Raw genomic sequence first — 13,737 nt, forward strand, 5'->3', positions numbered from 1 at the left:
CACTAGAAGTATTCCATTCAGAAACCAAAAATCCCCTGCCCGAAAAGCCGGGTGAGAGTCCAATGAAAGGAAACACCTCAGCTTGACGTCAAGGGAGACTTGTCTAGATTATACTTTTAAATCACCATCATAGGTGGCAATCATATTGTACAGTTCAGGACGACGGTCACGGAAAATGCCCCATTCAATCCGTCCTACTTCCAGCTCATCCAGGTCAAATTCAGCAGTAAGCACTTCCTCATCAGTACGACCCGCTTCTGCGATCTTGTTACCTTGATGCCCGGCAATAAAGGATGAACCGTAGAATGTAATACTGGAGTCCTCGTCTGTTTCAGTTCCGATCCGATTGGAAGCAATGACTGGGATCAGATTGGAAGCAGCATGACCCAGCATGCAAGTCTGCCAGTGATCTTTGGAATCAATGGCAGAATCCTGCGGTTCCGAGCCAATAGCTGTCGGATAGAACAAAAGTTCTGCGCCCATAAGCGCCATACAGCGGGCCGCCTCAGGGTACCATTGATCCCAGCACACGCCTACCCCAATTTTGGCATAACGTGTATTCCATACTTTAAAACCGGTATCGCCCGGATTAAAATAAAACTTTTCCTCATACCCAGGACCGTCTGGGATATGACTTTTGCGGTATTTACCCAACACTTCACCGTCTGCGTCAATTACAGCAAGACTGTTGTAGCGCGCGTAGTTTTTCTTTTCATAAAAACTGATTGGCAGCACAACCTGTAATTCTTTGGCGATCTTCTTAAAATGGTTAACCGCCTTGTTGTGCTCCAGCTCAGTTGCATATGAATAATAATCAGACTTTTCCTTCTGACAGAAATATGGAGTCTCGAACAACTCCTGCAGCAAAATAATTTGTGCGCCCTGCGCAGCCGCTTCACGTACTAGCTTCTCTGCTTTGCTTATATTTTCTTCGATATTGGTAGAGCAGCTCATTTGAGTCGCTGCCACTTTTACTTTTCTCACTTTAGTCCTCCTTTTAGATGTTGTATCGTTCAACGCTTTAAAGCAGGCATCTGCTGGGTCGTACAGTGTACGTTACCGCCTTCACGGATGACCGCCATACCGTCTACAGTCCGAATGATGCGATCTGGAAATACATTTGCCAGCACTTGCTCAGCTGCAAGATCGCTCTCAGCGGCAGTGCCGCCAAACACTGGCAAAATGATACCGCCATTCACAAAGTAGAAGTTAATATAGCTCAGTGTCAATCGGCTGTCTTCATAATCCACACGCGGCGGCTGACCGATCCGAATCACTTCCAGCTTACGGCCTTGGGCATCCGTTGCTTGTTCCAGAATACGCAGATTTTCCTGCGTGATTTCGTAATTTTCATCCTCAGGATCATCACATACTTGCATAATGACCTTGCCAGGAGCTGCAAAGCAAGCAATATTGTCCACATGGCCATCTGTTTCGTCGCCACTAAGACCACGTTTTAGCCAAATTATTTTCTCTACACCTGTATACTCACATACATACCGTTCAATTTCTTCTCTGCTTAATTCCGGATTTCGGTTGGAATTGAGCAAACACTCTTCGGTTGTAATCAGTGTGCCTTCGCCATCTACGTGCAGTGAGCCGCCTTCCATCACAAGCGGTGCATCAAACCGTGGAACTCCAAGTTTGTCCAAAATTTGCGGCGCAACCTGGTCATCCAGGTCCCATGGAGCGTATTTACCACCCCAGGCGTTAAACTTCCAGTTTACACCTGCCAGCTGACCACGCTCGTCTGTGAGAAAAGTAGGGCCATTGTCACGCAGCCACGCATCGCTGTGTTCAATCGGCAGCAGTTCTACACGTTCCCCAAGTTCAAGCGCCTTAACGCTCTCCAGATCATCCGGATTTACGACCACAGTAACTGGTTCAAATTCCGCCATGGCGCGTACAATTCCGGCATAGCCCTTGCATACATCAGCATGCATATTCGGGTAAACCATTGAAGATTTTACAGGCCAAGAAATATACGTGCGTTCATGTGGCGCCCATTCAGGCGGCATCTTATAATGTGAATCCTTAATTTGCATGTATTGAAGCTCTCTTTCTTTTTCATAATGTAGACTCCGCTCCTATCATACAATAATATGATCTTTGTCTCAATCGAAGCGGAAAAGTTTTAATAATTTACAATCACATTTGGGTAAATTACTTTGAAAACGTGATTGCTTTCACCGTATTCCCATCAAAATCCTTCACAGTGAAATGTGCTCCCTCCAGCACACCGTAAGAGGATGGATAGTTATCTTTTGGCAGCGAGATCGAACCGGGGTTCAGTATAAAGACCCCATTTTCCACATCCGCTACCGGAATATGAGTATGTCCCTGGATGAACACATCTCCCGCTTCCAGTGGTGGTAAATTTCCGATACTAAAGCCATGTCCGTGCGTGACATAGATTCTCCGTCCTTCATGGTACAGCCAAGCATAATCACCCATCATAGGAAACTCAAGTAGCATCTGATCCACCTCTGCATCGCAATTCCCGCGCACAGAAACCGCAATGTGGGACTTGTACTTATTCAGCAGAGCGGCCACTTCTGCCGGATTATACCCTTCTGGTAACGGATTACGTGGTCCGTGGTACATATAATCTCCGAGCAAGACAAGACGATCGGCTTTCTCCTCCCTGAACTTTTCCAGTGCCAATTGCAACCAGTGCAGCGAGCCGTGAATATCTGAAATAAACATCAATTTCATGATTGTTCTTTCCTTTCTGAATAGGCTAAAAACATTCCACTTAAGTACATTATTGCATTATTCCCTGAACAAATCTGTGCAAAAATTTTCTCTCGTTTGATAATACTCTTTTAAGAAAATAAACTACAGCTCCGAGTGAGCTGTAGTTTATTGTTAGTTCCTTTTATACTTGGTCTTATCATCTTCGGTGATTTTACGGATTACCGTGCAAGGGTTTCCAGCAGCAATCACACCAGAAGGGATATCTTTGGTAATAACACTTCCTGCACCGATAATGGAGTTATCGCCTATAGTAACACCAGGCAGAACGCTGACATTACCACCGATCCACACATTATTGCCGACTGTAATTGGAAATGCAATCTCCAATCCCTCATTACGTTGTTCTACATCAAGAGCATGACCCGCAGTATAAAAGCCGCAGTTAGGAGCAACGAACACATGATCACCAAAAACGATTTTTGCCCCATCAAGCATAACTAGATTATGGTTACTATAGAAATTTTCACCGATTTCAATGTTATAGCCATAGTCACATACGAAAGGTTGCTCAATCAAGAATCTATCAGTTGTTTTCCCAAGTAAAGTTTTGATGAGTGTTTCTCGTTCTTCGATATTTCTAGGATGGAGCTGATTATATTCGTGGCAGAGAACTTTAGCGTGTAAACGTTCTTCAATTAACTCTTCATCATAATTAGCATTGTATAGGAGTCCTAGTTGTGATCTTTCTTTTTCTGTCATGTCCATCCTCGCTTTGCTTATTTAGATACAGAATTCAGATTTCTTTTAAAGCTTCATTGTAGGATTCCACATGCTCACTCTTCAGAACTGGAAAGCTACTCACATTGAAATTTCCACCAAATTACCTTCTGGATCTTTAATTACGCTTTCATAATAGCCGTCACCTGTCAATCTTGGCTGACCCACAACTTCATACCCTGCATGCATGAGCTGCTCTGTCTTTTCATTCACCCGTGCTTTACTTCCAACGGAAAATGCCACATGAGCCCAGCCCGTAATATTTATCTGTGGTGAATGATCTACTCCCGTTTTACGCATTACCTCTAACCTTGCTCCATCCTCAAAGGTGATAAAATAGGACTCAAATCCTTTTGTAGCGTTATAATATTTATCGTTAGATTTTCCATCAAAATATTGCTCGTAAAAGCTTTTCATCTTTTCTAAGTCTCTCACCCAGATCGCTACATGCTCAATCTTCATTATTTTCCTCCTTCTGCAGCCCTCATCATTAATTTATACTGGACTCAATTTTTAACATCGTTATTATTAACGTTTTAATAAGTCTCAATATATCTCAGTAATTAATTTTTGTCCAATCTATTTATCATCAATTACCAATAAATAACGCTTACGAATCATTCATGAAAGCTCTTTCGTCCTCAGCTTGTAACCCGGTTGCTAATACCCCTAAAAAATTAGCGACCGCTTCATAAAAGAGAAGAAGCGATCGCTATCTATAAGCCTTCATTGTAAATTTAATACTTAATCACTGGTTTATTTATAAATTAACGTTTCAAGCTTTCACCGTTCGTAGCAATAACTTCTTTGTACCAATGGAACGATTTCTTCGGAAATCTTTCAAGTGTACCGCTGCCATCATCATGACGGTCTACGTAAATGTAGCCATAACGTTTTTTAAGCTGAGCGGTCGAAGCGCTGACAAGGTCAATACATCCCCAAGACGTATAGCCCAAAACCTCTACTCCGTCCTCAATAGCTTCTCCAACCTGAACCAAATGATCATTCAGGTAGTTGATTCGGTAGTCATCCTCAACCGTTTTTTCGCCTTTTTCATTCGTGATTAGTTCATCAACGGCGCCCAGGCCATTTTCAACGATGAACAGTGGTTTTTGGAAGCGATCATAGAACGTATTCAGTACATAACGCAGACCTTGCGGATCAATTTGCCAGCCCCACTCACTTGCCTCAAGATGCGGATTGCTGACACCACCAAGGATGTTACCTTCACCTTTGACTTTTTTAGCTTCGTCAGCTGTCTCACAAGTACTCATATAATAGCTGAACGAGATAAAATCAACGGTATGCTTCAAATCTTCGGCATCACCTGGTTCGAAGTGAATAGAAATTCCGTTTTCTTTAAAGAATCGTTTCATGTAACCAGGGTATTGACCTCTTGCGTGAATATCGGCAAATGCCATGTTTCTGTGATCAAATTCCATCGCAGCAATCACATCGTCCGGATTAGGTGTCAGCGGATAAGTAGGCATGCTCAGCACCATACAGCCAATTTTGAAATCAGGGTTGATCTGATGACCGATTTTTACTGCTCTTGCACTCGCTACAAGCTCATGGTGAATAGCTTGATAAAGATCTTGCTCACTAAGTTGATCTTTTGGTGTGCTAATTCCTCCACTCATGAATGGTGCTTCAAGAATGGAGTTGATTTCATTGAAAGTCAACCAGTATTTAACTTTATCTTTGTAGCGATTAAATACAGTTGTAGCATAGCGCTCATAAAAATCAACAAGCTTACGGTTTACCCAACCATCGTATTCTCTGGACAAATGTAAAGGTGTTTCATAGTGAGATAATGTAACGAGTGGCTCAATTCCATATTTGTGAAGTTCATCAAACAAATCATCGTAAAATTGCAAGCCTTTTTCGTTAGGCTCCAGTTCGTCACCTTTAGGGAAAATACGTGACCATGCGATAGAAGTACGGAATACTTTGAAGCCCATTTCCGCAAAAAGTTTGATATCTTCTTTATAATGATGATAAAAATCAATACCGATCAATTTCATGTTATCTTCTGTTGGTACATCCGTAACGGGCCCCCAGCCACCACGAGGAGTTACATCCTGAATGGACCAGCCTTTTCCATCTTCTTGATAAGCGCCTTCGAGCTGATTAGCAGCAACTGCTCCGCCCCACAGGAAATCTTTTGGAAACTGTGTACTCATATTTTCTCCGCCTTTGCTGATGTTTTTCATTAACTAGGATAGAAATACGTTACCTCTATGCTAATGTGTTATAAAGTACTTCTAATTGAATCTTAAGGTTTGTAACGCGTTTCATGTCAAGTATTATTTTAAAAACTTCCAGAGCTTATAATTGTATTATCTCCAATAATTACTCCCATATTTATAACTCTTCTATTATTGAGTAAAATGGCTATTCTTCAAATGGCGGATCTACATGAATATCTCTATCTGGTTCAGTGCTTACCCAGCGAGTAAAGATAACCTGAAAGCCGGCTCGAGTCGGCGCGCAGGCAAAAGGACCCGCCTGTTGTCCCGTTTCATAAGGAAAACGTGCTACACGTACGGTGCGCCAGCTTTGATTTTCGGTTCGGGCTCTAATGATAACTGCATCCTGTAGCTGTGAAGCACGAATCGTCACATTTTTCCCTACCCAATCAGGTACAGGAGCTAATGACCAATCGGAATAGCCATCCGTGACTACGACTGCCAGTTGAGGAATTCCATCATTTAATTCGATTCCGGCTTTAATCCACTTTTGCTGTCCTTGATACAGCATTATACCTGCCTGATCGTAGAGCTCCGTAAATGAGCCTAATTGAAACGTGACTTCGATGGCAGAGCCTTCTTCCCAGTCTGTAAGCAGGGAATGTCCGCTACTGCGTTCAAATCCATACAAAGTTTTTTCCCAGTAGTCGCTTCCTTCTCTGGTTTCAACTTTAAGGAACTGATCTTCTTCTATGGATGATACAGGGTGATTAGTCCATGTCCCTGTAGTCCATGCAATCGATTTTTGAGTCATTAATCTCATCCTCTCATTCTTTATTGAACGATGCCCTATTTCCTTTTCTCCACCAATTGCAAATTGTACGTCAGACTTTCAAGGGTCACCGAAATCAACCCACGCATGTATTCATCATGTGTATCGTTTTTCACAAAAATCTCGGGCATATGTTCTTTGGGTACATCTTTTAGACAGCCGTTATAAATATCGTCCAACAGAGTCGGCTTGGATAACTCTCCAGTCAAAGCGATAGATACAGGATCTATAATCGCAATAATGGAAGTTATCGTTTTGATCGCCAAAGGAACAAATCCCTCTGTGCTATTTAACTGTTTAAGCTGTTCCTCTCTTGTTAAATCAAAGGGTAAGAAGGAAACCTCCCCAGCAAATTTGGTATTTCCTTTTAACAAATGTCCATCGACAATAAAACCCGCGCCGGGGAAATTGTCTTTGGGAAACGTAACAATAGCAAAGGTTTTATCCTCATCATAATTCTGCATGTTATAAAATCCGTAGACTGTCAAATGCATATCATTTTCAATGGTAACTTCTAATCCGTATTTATCTTGAAGCCGTGGACCTACAGGGACTCCTATGAGCAGGTCGAGATCACAAACATCGATAATCCCTTGATGAACAACCCCGGGGATGCCAATCCCAATGGCTTTGACGTTTCCATAGTTATTAATCAGCTCTCCAATTTGGGTTTCTATGACCTCATAATCAATATGAGGCACATTGGAAGTATTCTCGATGATGATATCACCAAGCAAATTGGCAACAGCATAAGTAAGAGAATGTATACCGCCTTCCGTTTTCACATTTAAACAGATAATATAAGAATAGTCAGCGTTATATTTGTAACGTCTAGCCGGACGTCCGCCATTCGACTCTTCCAATTCCGTCTCTAATACTTCCCCGGTTTGAAGAAGCTCATTCAGAATATTTCCGCAAGTTGCCACACTAAGACCTGTGATACTGGCTATGGATGACTTGGTTGCATATTCCTTGGATTTCAGTGTGTTTTTAACTAACTCTACATTAATTTGTTTAACCCGAATGGTATTATTGGAGACTGGTTGTATTTGAATACACTCCTTTTCCAGTATTTATTAAAAGGTTTATAATAAGTTGTAATATAACGCTCTGCCTGCAAAAAGTCAATTTGTACACATTTTCCTCTTCTCTTCGATCATCATGCTATACTAGAAATAAGAATCAAATTTTTAGTGCGGCATCTTTGCGATGAAACTAAGTGAAATTGGGGGGATTCTGTTGTCAGCTATTGAGTATATAGCAATAATCGCGTTGCTCCTCTCCGTCATACTTTTAATTAAGGTCTACAGCCTTCAATCTCGGCTTAATGACTTGAAATCCGACGTGGAGCGTCTTGAAAATCGTTCAGGAATACAAGGCGCATCGCTGTCAGGTACCATCGCTGCCACTCCTCCACATATTCTAGATGCAGGAGCTTCAGAAGATATCAATGAAAGGTTGCTCCTGCTAATTAGGGAAGGTAAAAAGATTCAAGCCATAAAAGAGCTGAGAACCGCTAAGGATCTTTCCCTTAAGGATGCAAAGGATTATGTGGATCACTTGGAAAAACTCTAAAGAAAGGAAGAAATAAGATGAGTGCCAGCAAAACAAACGCCATGCGCATATTGGACGGGCAACATATACAATACAATATTTTGAGTTATGATCATCAAGACGGAAAAATAGACGGGATGAATGTGGCTGAGAAAATCGAGAGAGCCCCGGAAATGGTTTTCAAAACTTTGGTTGCACATGGCAAACAAAATCTGTTTGTTTTTGTGATTCCTGTACATAAAGAGCTTGATCTCAAAAAAGCAGCCAAATCCGCGGGAGAGAAAAAAATTGAAATGCTTCCAGTTAAGGATTTGCAAAAATATACGGGATATATTCGCGGTGGCTGCTCCCCCATAGGAATGAAAAAGCTCTACCCCACTTTTATCGACCAGCCTGCATTGGAACTGGAAGCCATCGTTGTGAGCGGTGGGAAAATTGGGACCCAACTGGAGTTGAGTCCACACGATTTAGCTCTAATCATTCAGGCACAGTTTACAGATCTGACGCATACAGCATAAAACTCACCACATGATCATAAAATCTTTATGCGTATTTTCTCTTATCCCATACTTCATCAAGCTTCAACCTGGAGAGGAAGATCTAATGATGCATAATGATTGCCCGAAAAATGCAAGAATCCCCCAACCCATCAGAAGTGATGGTGCTGGGGGTATCGACAAGGGTCCACGTGATGTGATGAGGGATCTACAGAATCCTGATATGCTGGTTCCCCCCGTAACGGACAATGGTCTCATTCCGAATATGAGATTTTCTTTTTCTGATGCTCATATGCAGCTTAATCATGGTGGGTGGTCAAGAGAAGTAACAGTAAGGGAATTACCTATTGCTACAACCCTTGCCGGGGTGAATATGAGTTTAACACCGGGTGGTGTACGTGAGCTTCACTGGCATCAGCAGGCGGAATGGTCATATATGCTGTTGGGAAGTGCTCGCATTACGGCAGTTGACCAAAATGGACGTAATTTTATTGCTGATGTGGGTCCCGGGGATCTCTGGTATTTTCCTCCTGGCATTCCGCACTCTATACAGGGGCTTGAGGATGGGTGCGAATTTTTGCTGGTTTTTGATGATGGCAGTTTCTCCGATCTGAACACCCTATCCATCTCGGATTGGTTCGCACATACTCCCAAAGACGTACTTTCTGCAAATTTTGGTGTACCAGAAGCTGATTTTGCAGCGATTCCTCAAGATCAAGTATACATCTATCAGGATTCCGTTCCCGGTTCAATCCAAAGCCAAGCGGTTCCCTCTCCTTACGGGACATTGCCCCAATCCTTCAAGCATGAATTACTAGCCCAGCCCCCAATCAAAACGCCGGGCGGAAGCGTACGAATCGTTGACTCCTCCAATTTTCCGATTTCCAAAACCATCGCAGCCGCCCTTGTTGAGATTGAGCCCGGAGCCATGCGAGAAATGCACTGGCACCCCAATAATGACGAATGGCAATACTATCTGACAGGGCAAGGACGGATGACTGTCTTTGGTGGTAATGGCGCGGCCCGCACATTTGATTTTAGAGCCGGAGATGTCGGATATGTGCCTTTTGCTTACGGTCATTATATTCAAAATACTGGCTCTAGCTCACTATGGTTTCTTGAAATGTTTAAAAGTGACCGTTTTGCAGATGTTTCCTTGAATCAATGGATGGCTCTCACGCCAACAGAACTGGTTCAGAGTAATTTACATGTAGGTACTGATGTGATCTCTAACTTACGAAAGGTAAAATGGCCCGTCGTCAAATATCCTGGTTATTCTTATGACCCTAAAAAGAAATAACCGGGAACGGTATCACGCTCGCCACTAGATCAGTGAACCTTCTTTTTGAATATGACGGGTTGATTCAATTGCCCCCTTCATTATTACTTCCATTTTCACGTATCCTTCTATCCAATCCCGCCAACATATCTGCATACTCTTCAGGCATTCCAGCGTGAACCATTCCCACTTCCAACTCTTCATCAGACAACGAGATATGCTGAATCGGTTGGCCTGTTACTTTCCCGATAATCTCAGGCACTCCGCCAAAGATTAGCGACTGAGGTCCGGTGATGACTATACAAAAAAAACACCGTATCGGAATACGGTGTTTTATAAACTAATTAACAAAGACTATTCCTCAGAGTCTACATTGTGGTAAACCTGCTGAACATCCTCCAAATCTTCTAATGCATCAATCAATTTATCGAATTGAACCTGTGCATCTTCTGGAAGAGAAATATCATTTTGGGCAAGCATGGTGAGCTCCGCAACGGTAAACTCAGTCACTCCTGCTTGTTTGAAAGCTTCCTGCACAGCATGGAATTGATCAGGTTCTGCATATACGATGACGGCTTCATCTTCTTCAATGATGTCACGTACCTCTACATCTGCCTCCATCAGCAGCTCCAGCACTTCATCTGCGGTTTTACCCACCAGACCAATAACTGCTGTTGAATCAAACATGTAGGCTACAGATCCACTCACGCCTAAGCTACCGCCATTTTTAGTAAAAGCAGAACGCACATCTGATGCTGTACGGTTAACGTTATTGGTCAGTGCATCTACAATGACCATGGAACCGTTCGGTCCAAAACCTTCATAACGAAGCTCTACGTAGTTTTCATCGCCAGCACCTTTTGCTTTTTCAATAGCACGGTCAATGATTGCTTTGGGTACATTGTACGTTTTTGCACGTTCTAAAACGACTCTTAATACCCGATTGGATTCAGGATCAGGTTCGCCCTGTTTGGCTGCCACATAAATTTCCACGCCAAATTTAGCATATATACGACTCGTATTAGCATCCTTGGATGCCTTCTTTTCTTTAATGTTATTCCACTTACGTCCCATAATATCCCGCTCTCTTCCTGTATGAATATACACAACGAACTTCATTATATCCTTGTATATTATATCTCCTAAAGGACATACGAACAAGTTCAAACAACTCCGTTATGGAAAAATAAACAATTCTACCTAATTAGGGATGCTTGGAAATGTGAACTTTCAATTCTCCTCATCTATGGACAATCCCCCTATCAATCTCTAAGATGAGGAGGAAGTCTGACTTGAAGGAGATCATTCACTTGGATGTCTTGTACAAAAAGTTGAGCCATAATCATGAAATCACAGTATACGAAACCACTGAGCTGTATGGTGAAAAGGGATTATTTCGAGTAATGCAGTTTTCAAATACAGCCGTCCAAGGCGCGGTGGACTTGAATCATCCGCAACGCATTGTGTTCGAATATCCGAGAGCAATCATCCATCTCATGGAGCTGAACGATCCGTCATTTGAAGATGTATTTGTTATTGGGCACGGTATAGGTACAATAGCGGGTCATTTTACAGATAAACGCTTTAAGATTGCCGAGCTGGATGCACAAGTCGTAGAGTTCAGCCGAACATTCTTTGGATACGATCAGGATAATGTGACTGTTGGCGATGGACGACGCATTCTGGAGAAGGAAGCGCCGGATGCTTATGACTATATTATTTTGGACGCCTTCACGGAGCAGGGTACACCCTTGCATTTAATATCCTGGGAATTTTTCAAGATGACCAAAGAAAAGCTGGATTCCGAAGGCTCCCTGATCATGAATTTAATGGGCAAAAGTGAACACGACCACCTGATCAATGCCATTCACACAACGTTGCGTGAAGAATTCGCCTATGTCACAACTTTCTCGCTCCCCTCGGAAGGCGCTGCCGACATTCAAAATATCATTATGATTGGTCGGGACAAGCCCATCCGGTTTCAGGCACGTCAGATGGCGGACTTTCATGAGATTACACTTGGAGAAGGTCATATTCTACGGGATACAGATGCTTAGTGTAGTTCCAATATTCGTCTCTCTACATCTTCGATATGAATCGTCTCTTTGTTGCAGCTTTTTCGTTCCACTAACTCTACTTTCCCGTGTTCGGCATCTTTACCAACGACGATGCGCACGGGAATACCTACTAAATCGGAGTCTTTGAATTTAACCCCGGGCCGTTCCTCCCGATCATCCAGCAGCACCTCCACGCCACGATCCTGCAGCTGGTTGTATAATTTCTCGGCTATTTGCATCTGAAGCCTGTCTTTCACAGAAATCGGAATAATATGAACTTGAAATGGGGCCAGCGCATAAGGCCATATCATTCCGTTCTGATCGTGATTTTGCTCTACAATGGCGGAAAGGATCCGGGATACGCCAATGCCATAGCAGCCCATAATCATCGCTTGCTCAGTTCCGGAAGCATCCAGAAAAGTCGCACCCAGCTTCTCACTATATTTGGTGCCTAGTTTAAATACGTGTCCGATCTCAATCCCACGATGAAGTTTCAATTCCCCTTCGTCACATCGAGGACATCTATCCCCTTCTATGGCATTCCGCAAGTCAGCCACATGCCGAAGATCTATATCGCGCACTGGATTCACATGTCGATAATGATAATCCAGCTCGTTGGCGCCTGCGATACCGCTGGACATTTGGACAACGGCGTAATCTACCCACATAGGGATCGTCAATCCGCATGGGCCTATGAACCCCGAGGGGGTTCCAGTCGCCTTTGACACAGTGTCTGCACTTGCTATTTCGAATTTTTCACTACCTAAAATATGTTTAACTTTCACTTCGTTGACCTCATGATCACCCCTGACAACTACAGCAACAGGTTGATCGTCAGCCATATAAATCAGTGTTTTTATGATTTCTTCAGGTTCTATGTGAAGCGATTCAACCAGTTGATCTATTGTACGCAGACCTGGAGTATGGAATTTTTCCATTTTAGCTATATCGAAAGAAGGATGGCTGACATGTTCATTTTCATCTGAGACTGGGGCTATTTCTATTTCCCCCGTCGACCGCGCCACGGCTTTTTCAAGATTAGCTGCATATTCACAGCAGGTACATGCTACAATTGTGTCCTCTCCAATATCAGCTAAAGCCATAAATTCATGGGTTTCACCTTCGCCACCAATGGCACCCGCATCTGCTTCTACAGCACGAAAATTCAGACCACAGCGGGTGAAAATGCGATGATATGCCTGGAACATGGTCCAATAGGTATGATCTAATCCTTCCCAATGTGCATCAAACGAATAGGCATCCTTCATTAAGAATTCTCTGCTGCGAAGCAGGCCAAATCGAGGACGTCGTTCATCCCGAAATTTGGTTTGAATTTGATACAGGGTTACAGGCAATTTGCGATAAGAATTCACTTCATTTCGTATTAAAGACGTAATGACCTCTTCATGTGTAGGCCCCAAAGCAAACTCCCGATCATGCCGATCTTGCAAACGCATCAGCTCAGGACCGTAAACATCGTATCTCCCTGATTCTTGCCACAGCTCCGTTGGCTGCAATACAGGCATCAGCAGTTCCCCAGCCCCTACGCGATCCATTTCATCCCGTACGATTTGCTCTACTTTTCTGAGCACCCGTCTGCCCAGTGGCATGTAGGTGTACATTCCAGCCGCCAGTTGACGGATAAATCCTCCCCGCAGCATAAGCTGATGACTGATCACTTCGGCCTCTGCGGGTGCTTCACGCAAGGTTGTCAGTAATAATTGGCTTTGGCGCATGTGTAGCTACCTCCTTATATGGACGATAAAATGTACGCAAAAAGACACATCCGTCAGGGACGAATGTGTCGTGGTACCACCCTTAATTTGACCGTAACCATACACGGAACGGTCCTTCA

Annotated in this window: 15 protein-coding genes; 4 read left to right on the forward strand and 11 right to left on the reverse strand. The window is 43.2% G+C overall.

The genetic code is table 11. The features are described 5' to 3' along the window. Positions 1-108: 108 nt before the first annotated feature. The 8 genes from aguB to NLX82_RS24405 form a co-directional block, all read right to left on the reverse strand. Positions 109-984 carry an N-carbamoylputrescine amidase gene (aguB, locus tag NLX82_RS24370; RefSeq protein WP_025721082.1) on the reverse strand — a complete coding sequence of 292 codons (876 nt, stop codon included), beginning with the start codon at positions 982-984 and terminating at the stop codon, positions 109-111. Between the two features lie 29 nt (positions 985-1,013). Further along, on the reverse strand, positions 1,014-2,045 hold the full coding sequence (locus NLX82_RS24375) for an agmatine deiminase family protein (RefSeq protein WP_254349198.1): 1,032 nt from the start codon (positions 2,043-2,045) through the stop codon (positions 1,014-1,016). A gap of 118 nt (positions 2,046-2,163) precedes the next feature. Beyond that, entirely contained in the window at positions 2,164-2,715 is a 552-nt protein-coding gene (gene yfcE, locus NLX82_RS24380) for a phosphodiesterase (RefSeq protein WP_023988488.1), read from the reverse strand. Positions 2,716-2,868: 153 nt separating this feature from the next. Further along, positions 2,869-3,456, reverse strand: coding sequence for a sugar O-acetyltransferase (locus NLX82_RS24385; RefSeq protein WP_254349199.1), 588 nt, complete (start codon positions 3,454-3,456; stop codon positions 2,869-2,871). Between the two features lie 99 nt (positions 3,457-3,555). Further along, complete coding sequence (locus NLX82_RS24390) at positions 3,556-3,936, reverse strand: VOC family protein (RefSeq protein WP_023988486.1); 381 nt, start codon at positions 3,934-3,936, stop codon at positions 3,556-3,558. Positions 3,937-4,241: 305 nt separating this feature from the next. Beyond that, positions 4,242-5,657: a glycoside hydrolase family 1 protein gene (locus tag NLX82_RS24395; RefSeq protein ID WP_254349200.1), complete on the reverse strand. Its 1,416-nt coding sequence runs from the start codon at positions 5,655-5,657 to the stop codon at positions 4,242-4,244. 211 nt (positions 5,658-5,868) lie between these two features. Beyond that, positions 5,869-6,477, reverse strand: a complete 609-nt coding sequence (locus tag NLX82_RS24400) for a DUF1349 domain-containing protein (protein WP_013310225.1) — start codon at positions 6,475-6,477, stop codon at positions 5,869-5,871. 35 nt (positions 6,478-6,512) lie between these two features. Then, positions 6,513-7,421: an ROK family protein gene (locus NLX82_RS24405; RefSeq protein WP_025721092.1), complete on the reverse strand. Its 909-nt coding sequence runs from the start codon at positions 7,419-7,421 to the stop codon at positions 6,513-6,515. A 283-nt stretch (positions 7,422-7,704) separates the two neighbouring features. Here NLX82_RS24405 and NLX82_RS24410 point away from each other — a divergent pair, with 283 nt between their 5' ends. The 3 genes from NLX82_RS24410 (at position 7,705) to NLX82_RS24420 (ending at position 9,846) form a co-directional block, all read left to right on the forward strand. Further along, entirely contained in the window at positions 7,705-8,070 is a 366-nt protein-coding gene (locus tag NLX82_RS24410; protein WP_068938727.1) for a ribosomal protein L7/L12, read from the forward strand. A gap of 17 nt (positions 8,071-8,087) precedes the next feature. Beyond that, on the forward strand, positions 8,088-8,567 hold the full coding sequence (ybaK, locus tag NLX82_RS24415; protein WP_023988482.1) for a Cys-tRNA(Pro) deacylase: 480 nt from the start codon (positions 8,088-8,090) through the stop codon (positions 8,565-8,567). A gap of 88 nt (positions 8,568-8,655) precedes the next feature. Further along, a complete protein-coding gene (locus NLX82_RS24420; RefSeq protein ID WP_053325374.1) occupies positions 8,656-9,846 on the forward strand; it encodes an oxalate decarboxylase family bicupin in 1,191 nt (396 codons plus the stop codon). 64 nt (positions 9,847-9,910) lie between these two features. On the opposite strand, the gene NLX82_RS24425 is transcribed toward NLX82_RS24420, so the two are convergent. After that, positions 9,911-10,087, reverse strand: a complete 177-nt coding sequence (locus NLX82_RS24425; protein WP_245240475.1) for a hypothetical protein — start codon at positions 10,085-10,087, stop codon at positions 9,911-9,913. A 92-nt stretch (positions 10,088-10,179) separates the two neighbouring features. Further along, positions 10,180-10,899 (reverse strand): YebC/PmpR family DNA-binding transcriptional regulator, encoded by a 720-nt coding sequence (locus NLX82_RS24430; protein ID WP_013310214.1) that lies wholly within the window; start codon positions 10,897-10,899, stop codon positions 10,180-10,182. Positions 10,900-11,117: 218 nt separating this feature from the next. Here NLX82_RS24430 and NLX82_RS24435 point away from each other — a divergent pair, with 218 nt between their 5' ends. Further along, positions 11,118-11,882 carry a spermidine synthase gene (locus NLX82_RS24435; RefSeq protein WP_028541373.1) on the forward strand — a complete coding sequence of 255 codons (765 nt, stop codon included), beginning with the start codon at positions 11,118-11,120 and terminating at the stop codon, positions 11,880-11,882. Here NLX82_RS24435 and NLX82_RS24440 read toward each other — a convergent pair. Beyond that, a complete protein-coding gene (locus NLX82_RS24440) occupies positions 11,879-13,618 on the reverse strand; it encodes a proline--tRNA ligase (RefSeq protein ID WP_053325373.1) in 1,740 nt (579 codons plus the stop codon). The genes NLX82_RS24435 and NLX82_RS24440 overlap by 4 nt on opposite strands. Positions 13,619-13,737: the final 119 nt, after the last annotated feature.

It is taken from the genome of Paenibacillus sp. A3M_27_13 (assembly GCF_024213315.1).
GTDB classification, from domain to species: Bacteria; Bacillota; Bacilli; order Paenibacillales; family Paenibacillaceae; genus Paenibacillus; species Paenibacillus polymyxa_B.

Coding starts and splice junctions, on each gene's coding strand:
- NLX82_RS24375 (WP_254349198.1), bottom strand. CDS start 2,045: ATGCAAATTAAGGATTCACATTATAAGATGCCGCCTGAATGGGCGCCA.
- yfcE (WP_023988488.1), bottom strand. CDS start 2,715: ATGAAATTGATGTTTATTTCAGATATTCACGGCTCGCTGCACTGGTTG.
- NLX82_RS24385 (WP_254349199.1), bottom strand. CDS start 3,456: ATGACAGAAAAAGAAAGATCACAACTAGGACTCCTATACAATGCTAAT.
- NLX82_RS24390 (WP_023988486.1), bottom strand. CDS start 3,936: ATGAAGATTGAGCATGTAGCGATCTGGGTGAGAGACTTAGAAAAGATG.
- NLX82_RS24395 (WP_254349200.1), bottom strand. CDS start 5,657: ATGAGTACACAGTTTCCAAAAGATTTCCTGTGGGGCGGAGCAGTTGCT.
- NLX82_RS24400 (WP_013310225.1), bottom strand. CDS start 6,477: ATGACTCAAAAATCGATTGCATGGACTACAGGGACATGGACTAATCAC.
- NLX82_RS24410 (WP_068938727.1), top strand. CDS start 7,705: ATGAAACTAAGTGAAATTGGGGGGATTCTGTTGTCAGCTATTGAGTAT.
- ybaK (WP_023988482.1), top strand. CDS start 8,088: ATGAGTGCCAGCAAAACAAACGCCATGCGCATATTGGACGGGCAACAT.
- NLX82_RS24420 (WP_053325374.1), top strand. CDS start 8,656: ATGCATAATGATTGCCCGAAAAATGCAAGAATCCCCCAACCCATCAGA.
- NLX82_RS24430 (WP_013310214.1), bottom strand. CDS start 10,899: ATGGGACGTAAGTGGAATAACATTAAAGAAAAGAAGGCATCCAAGGAT.
- NLX82_RS24440 (WP_053325373.1), bottom strand. CDS start 13,618: ATGCGCCAAAGCCAATTATTACTGACAACCTTGCGTGAAGCACCCGCA.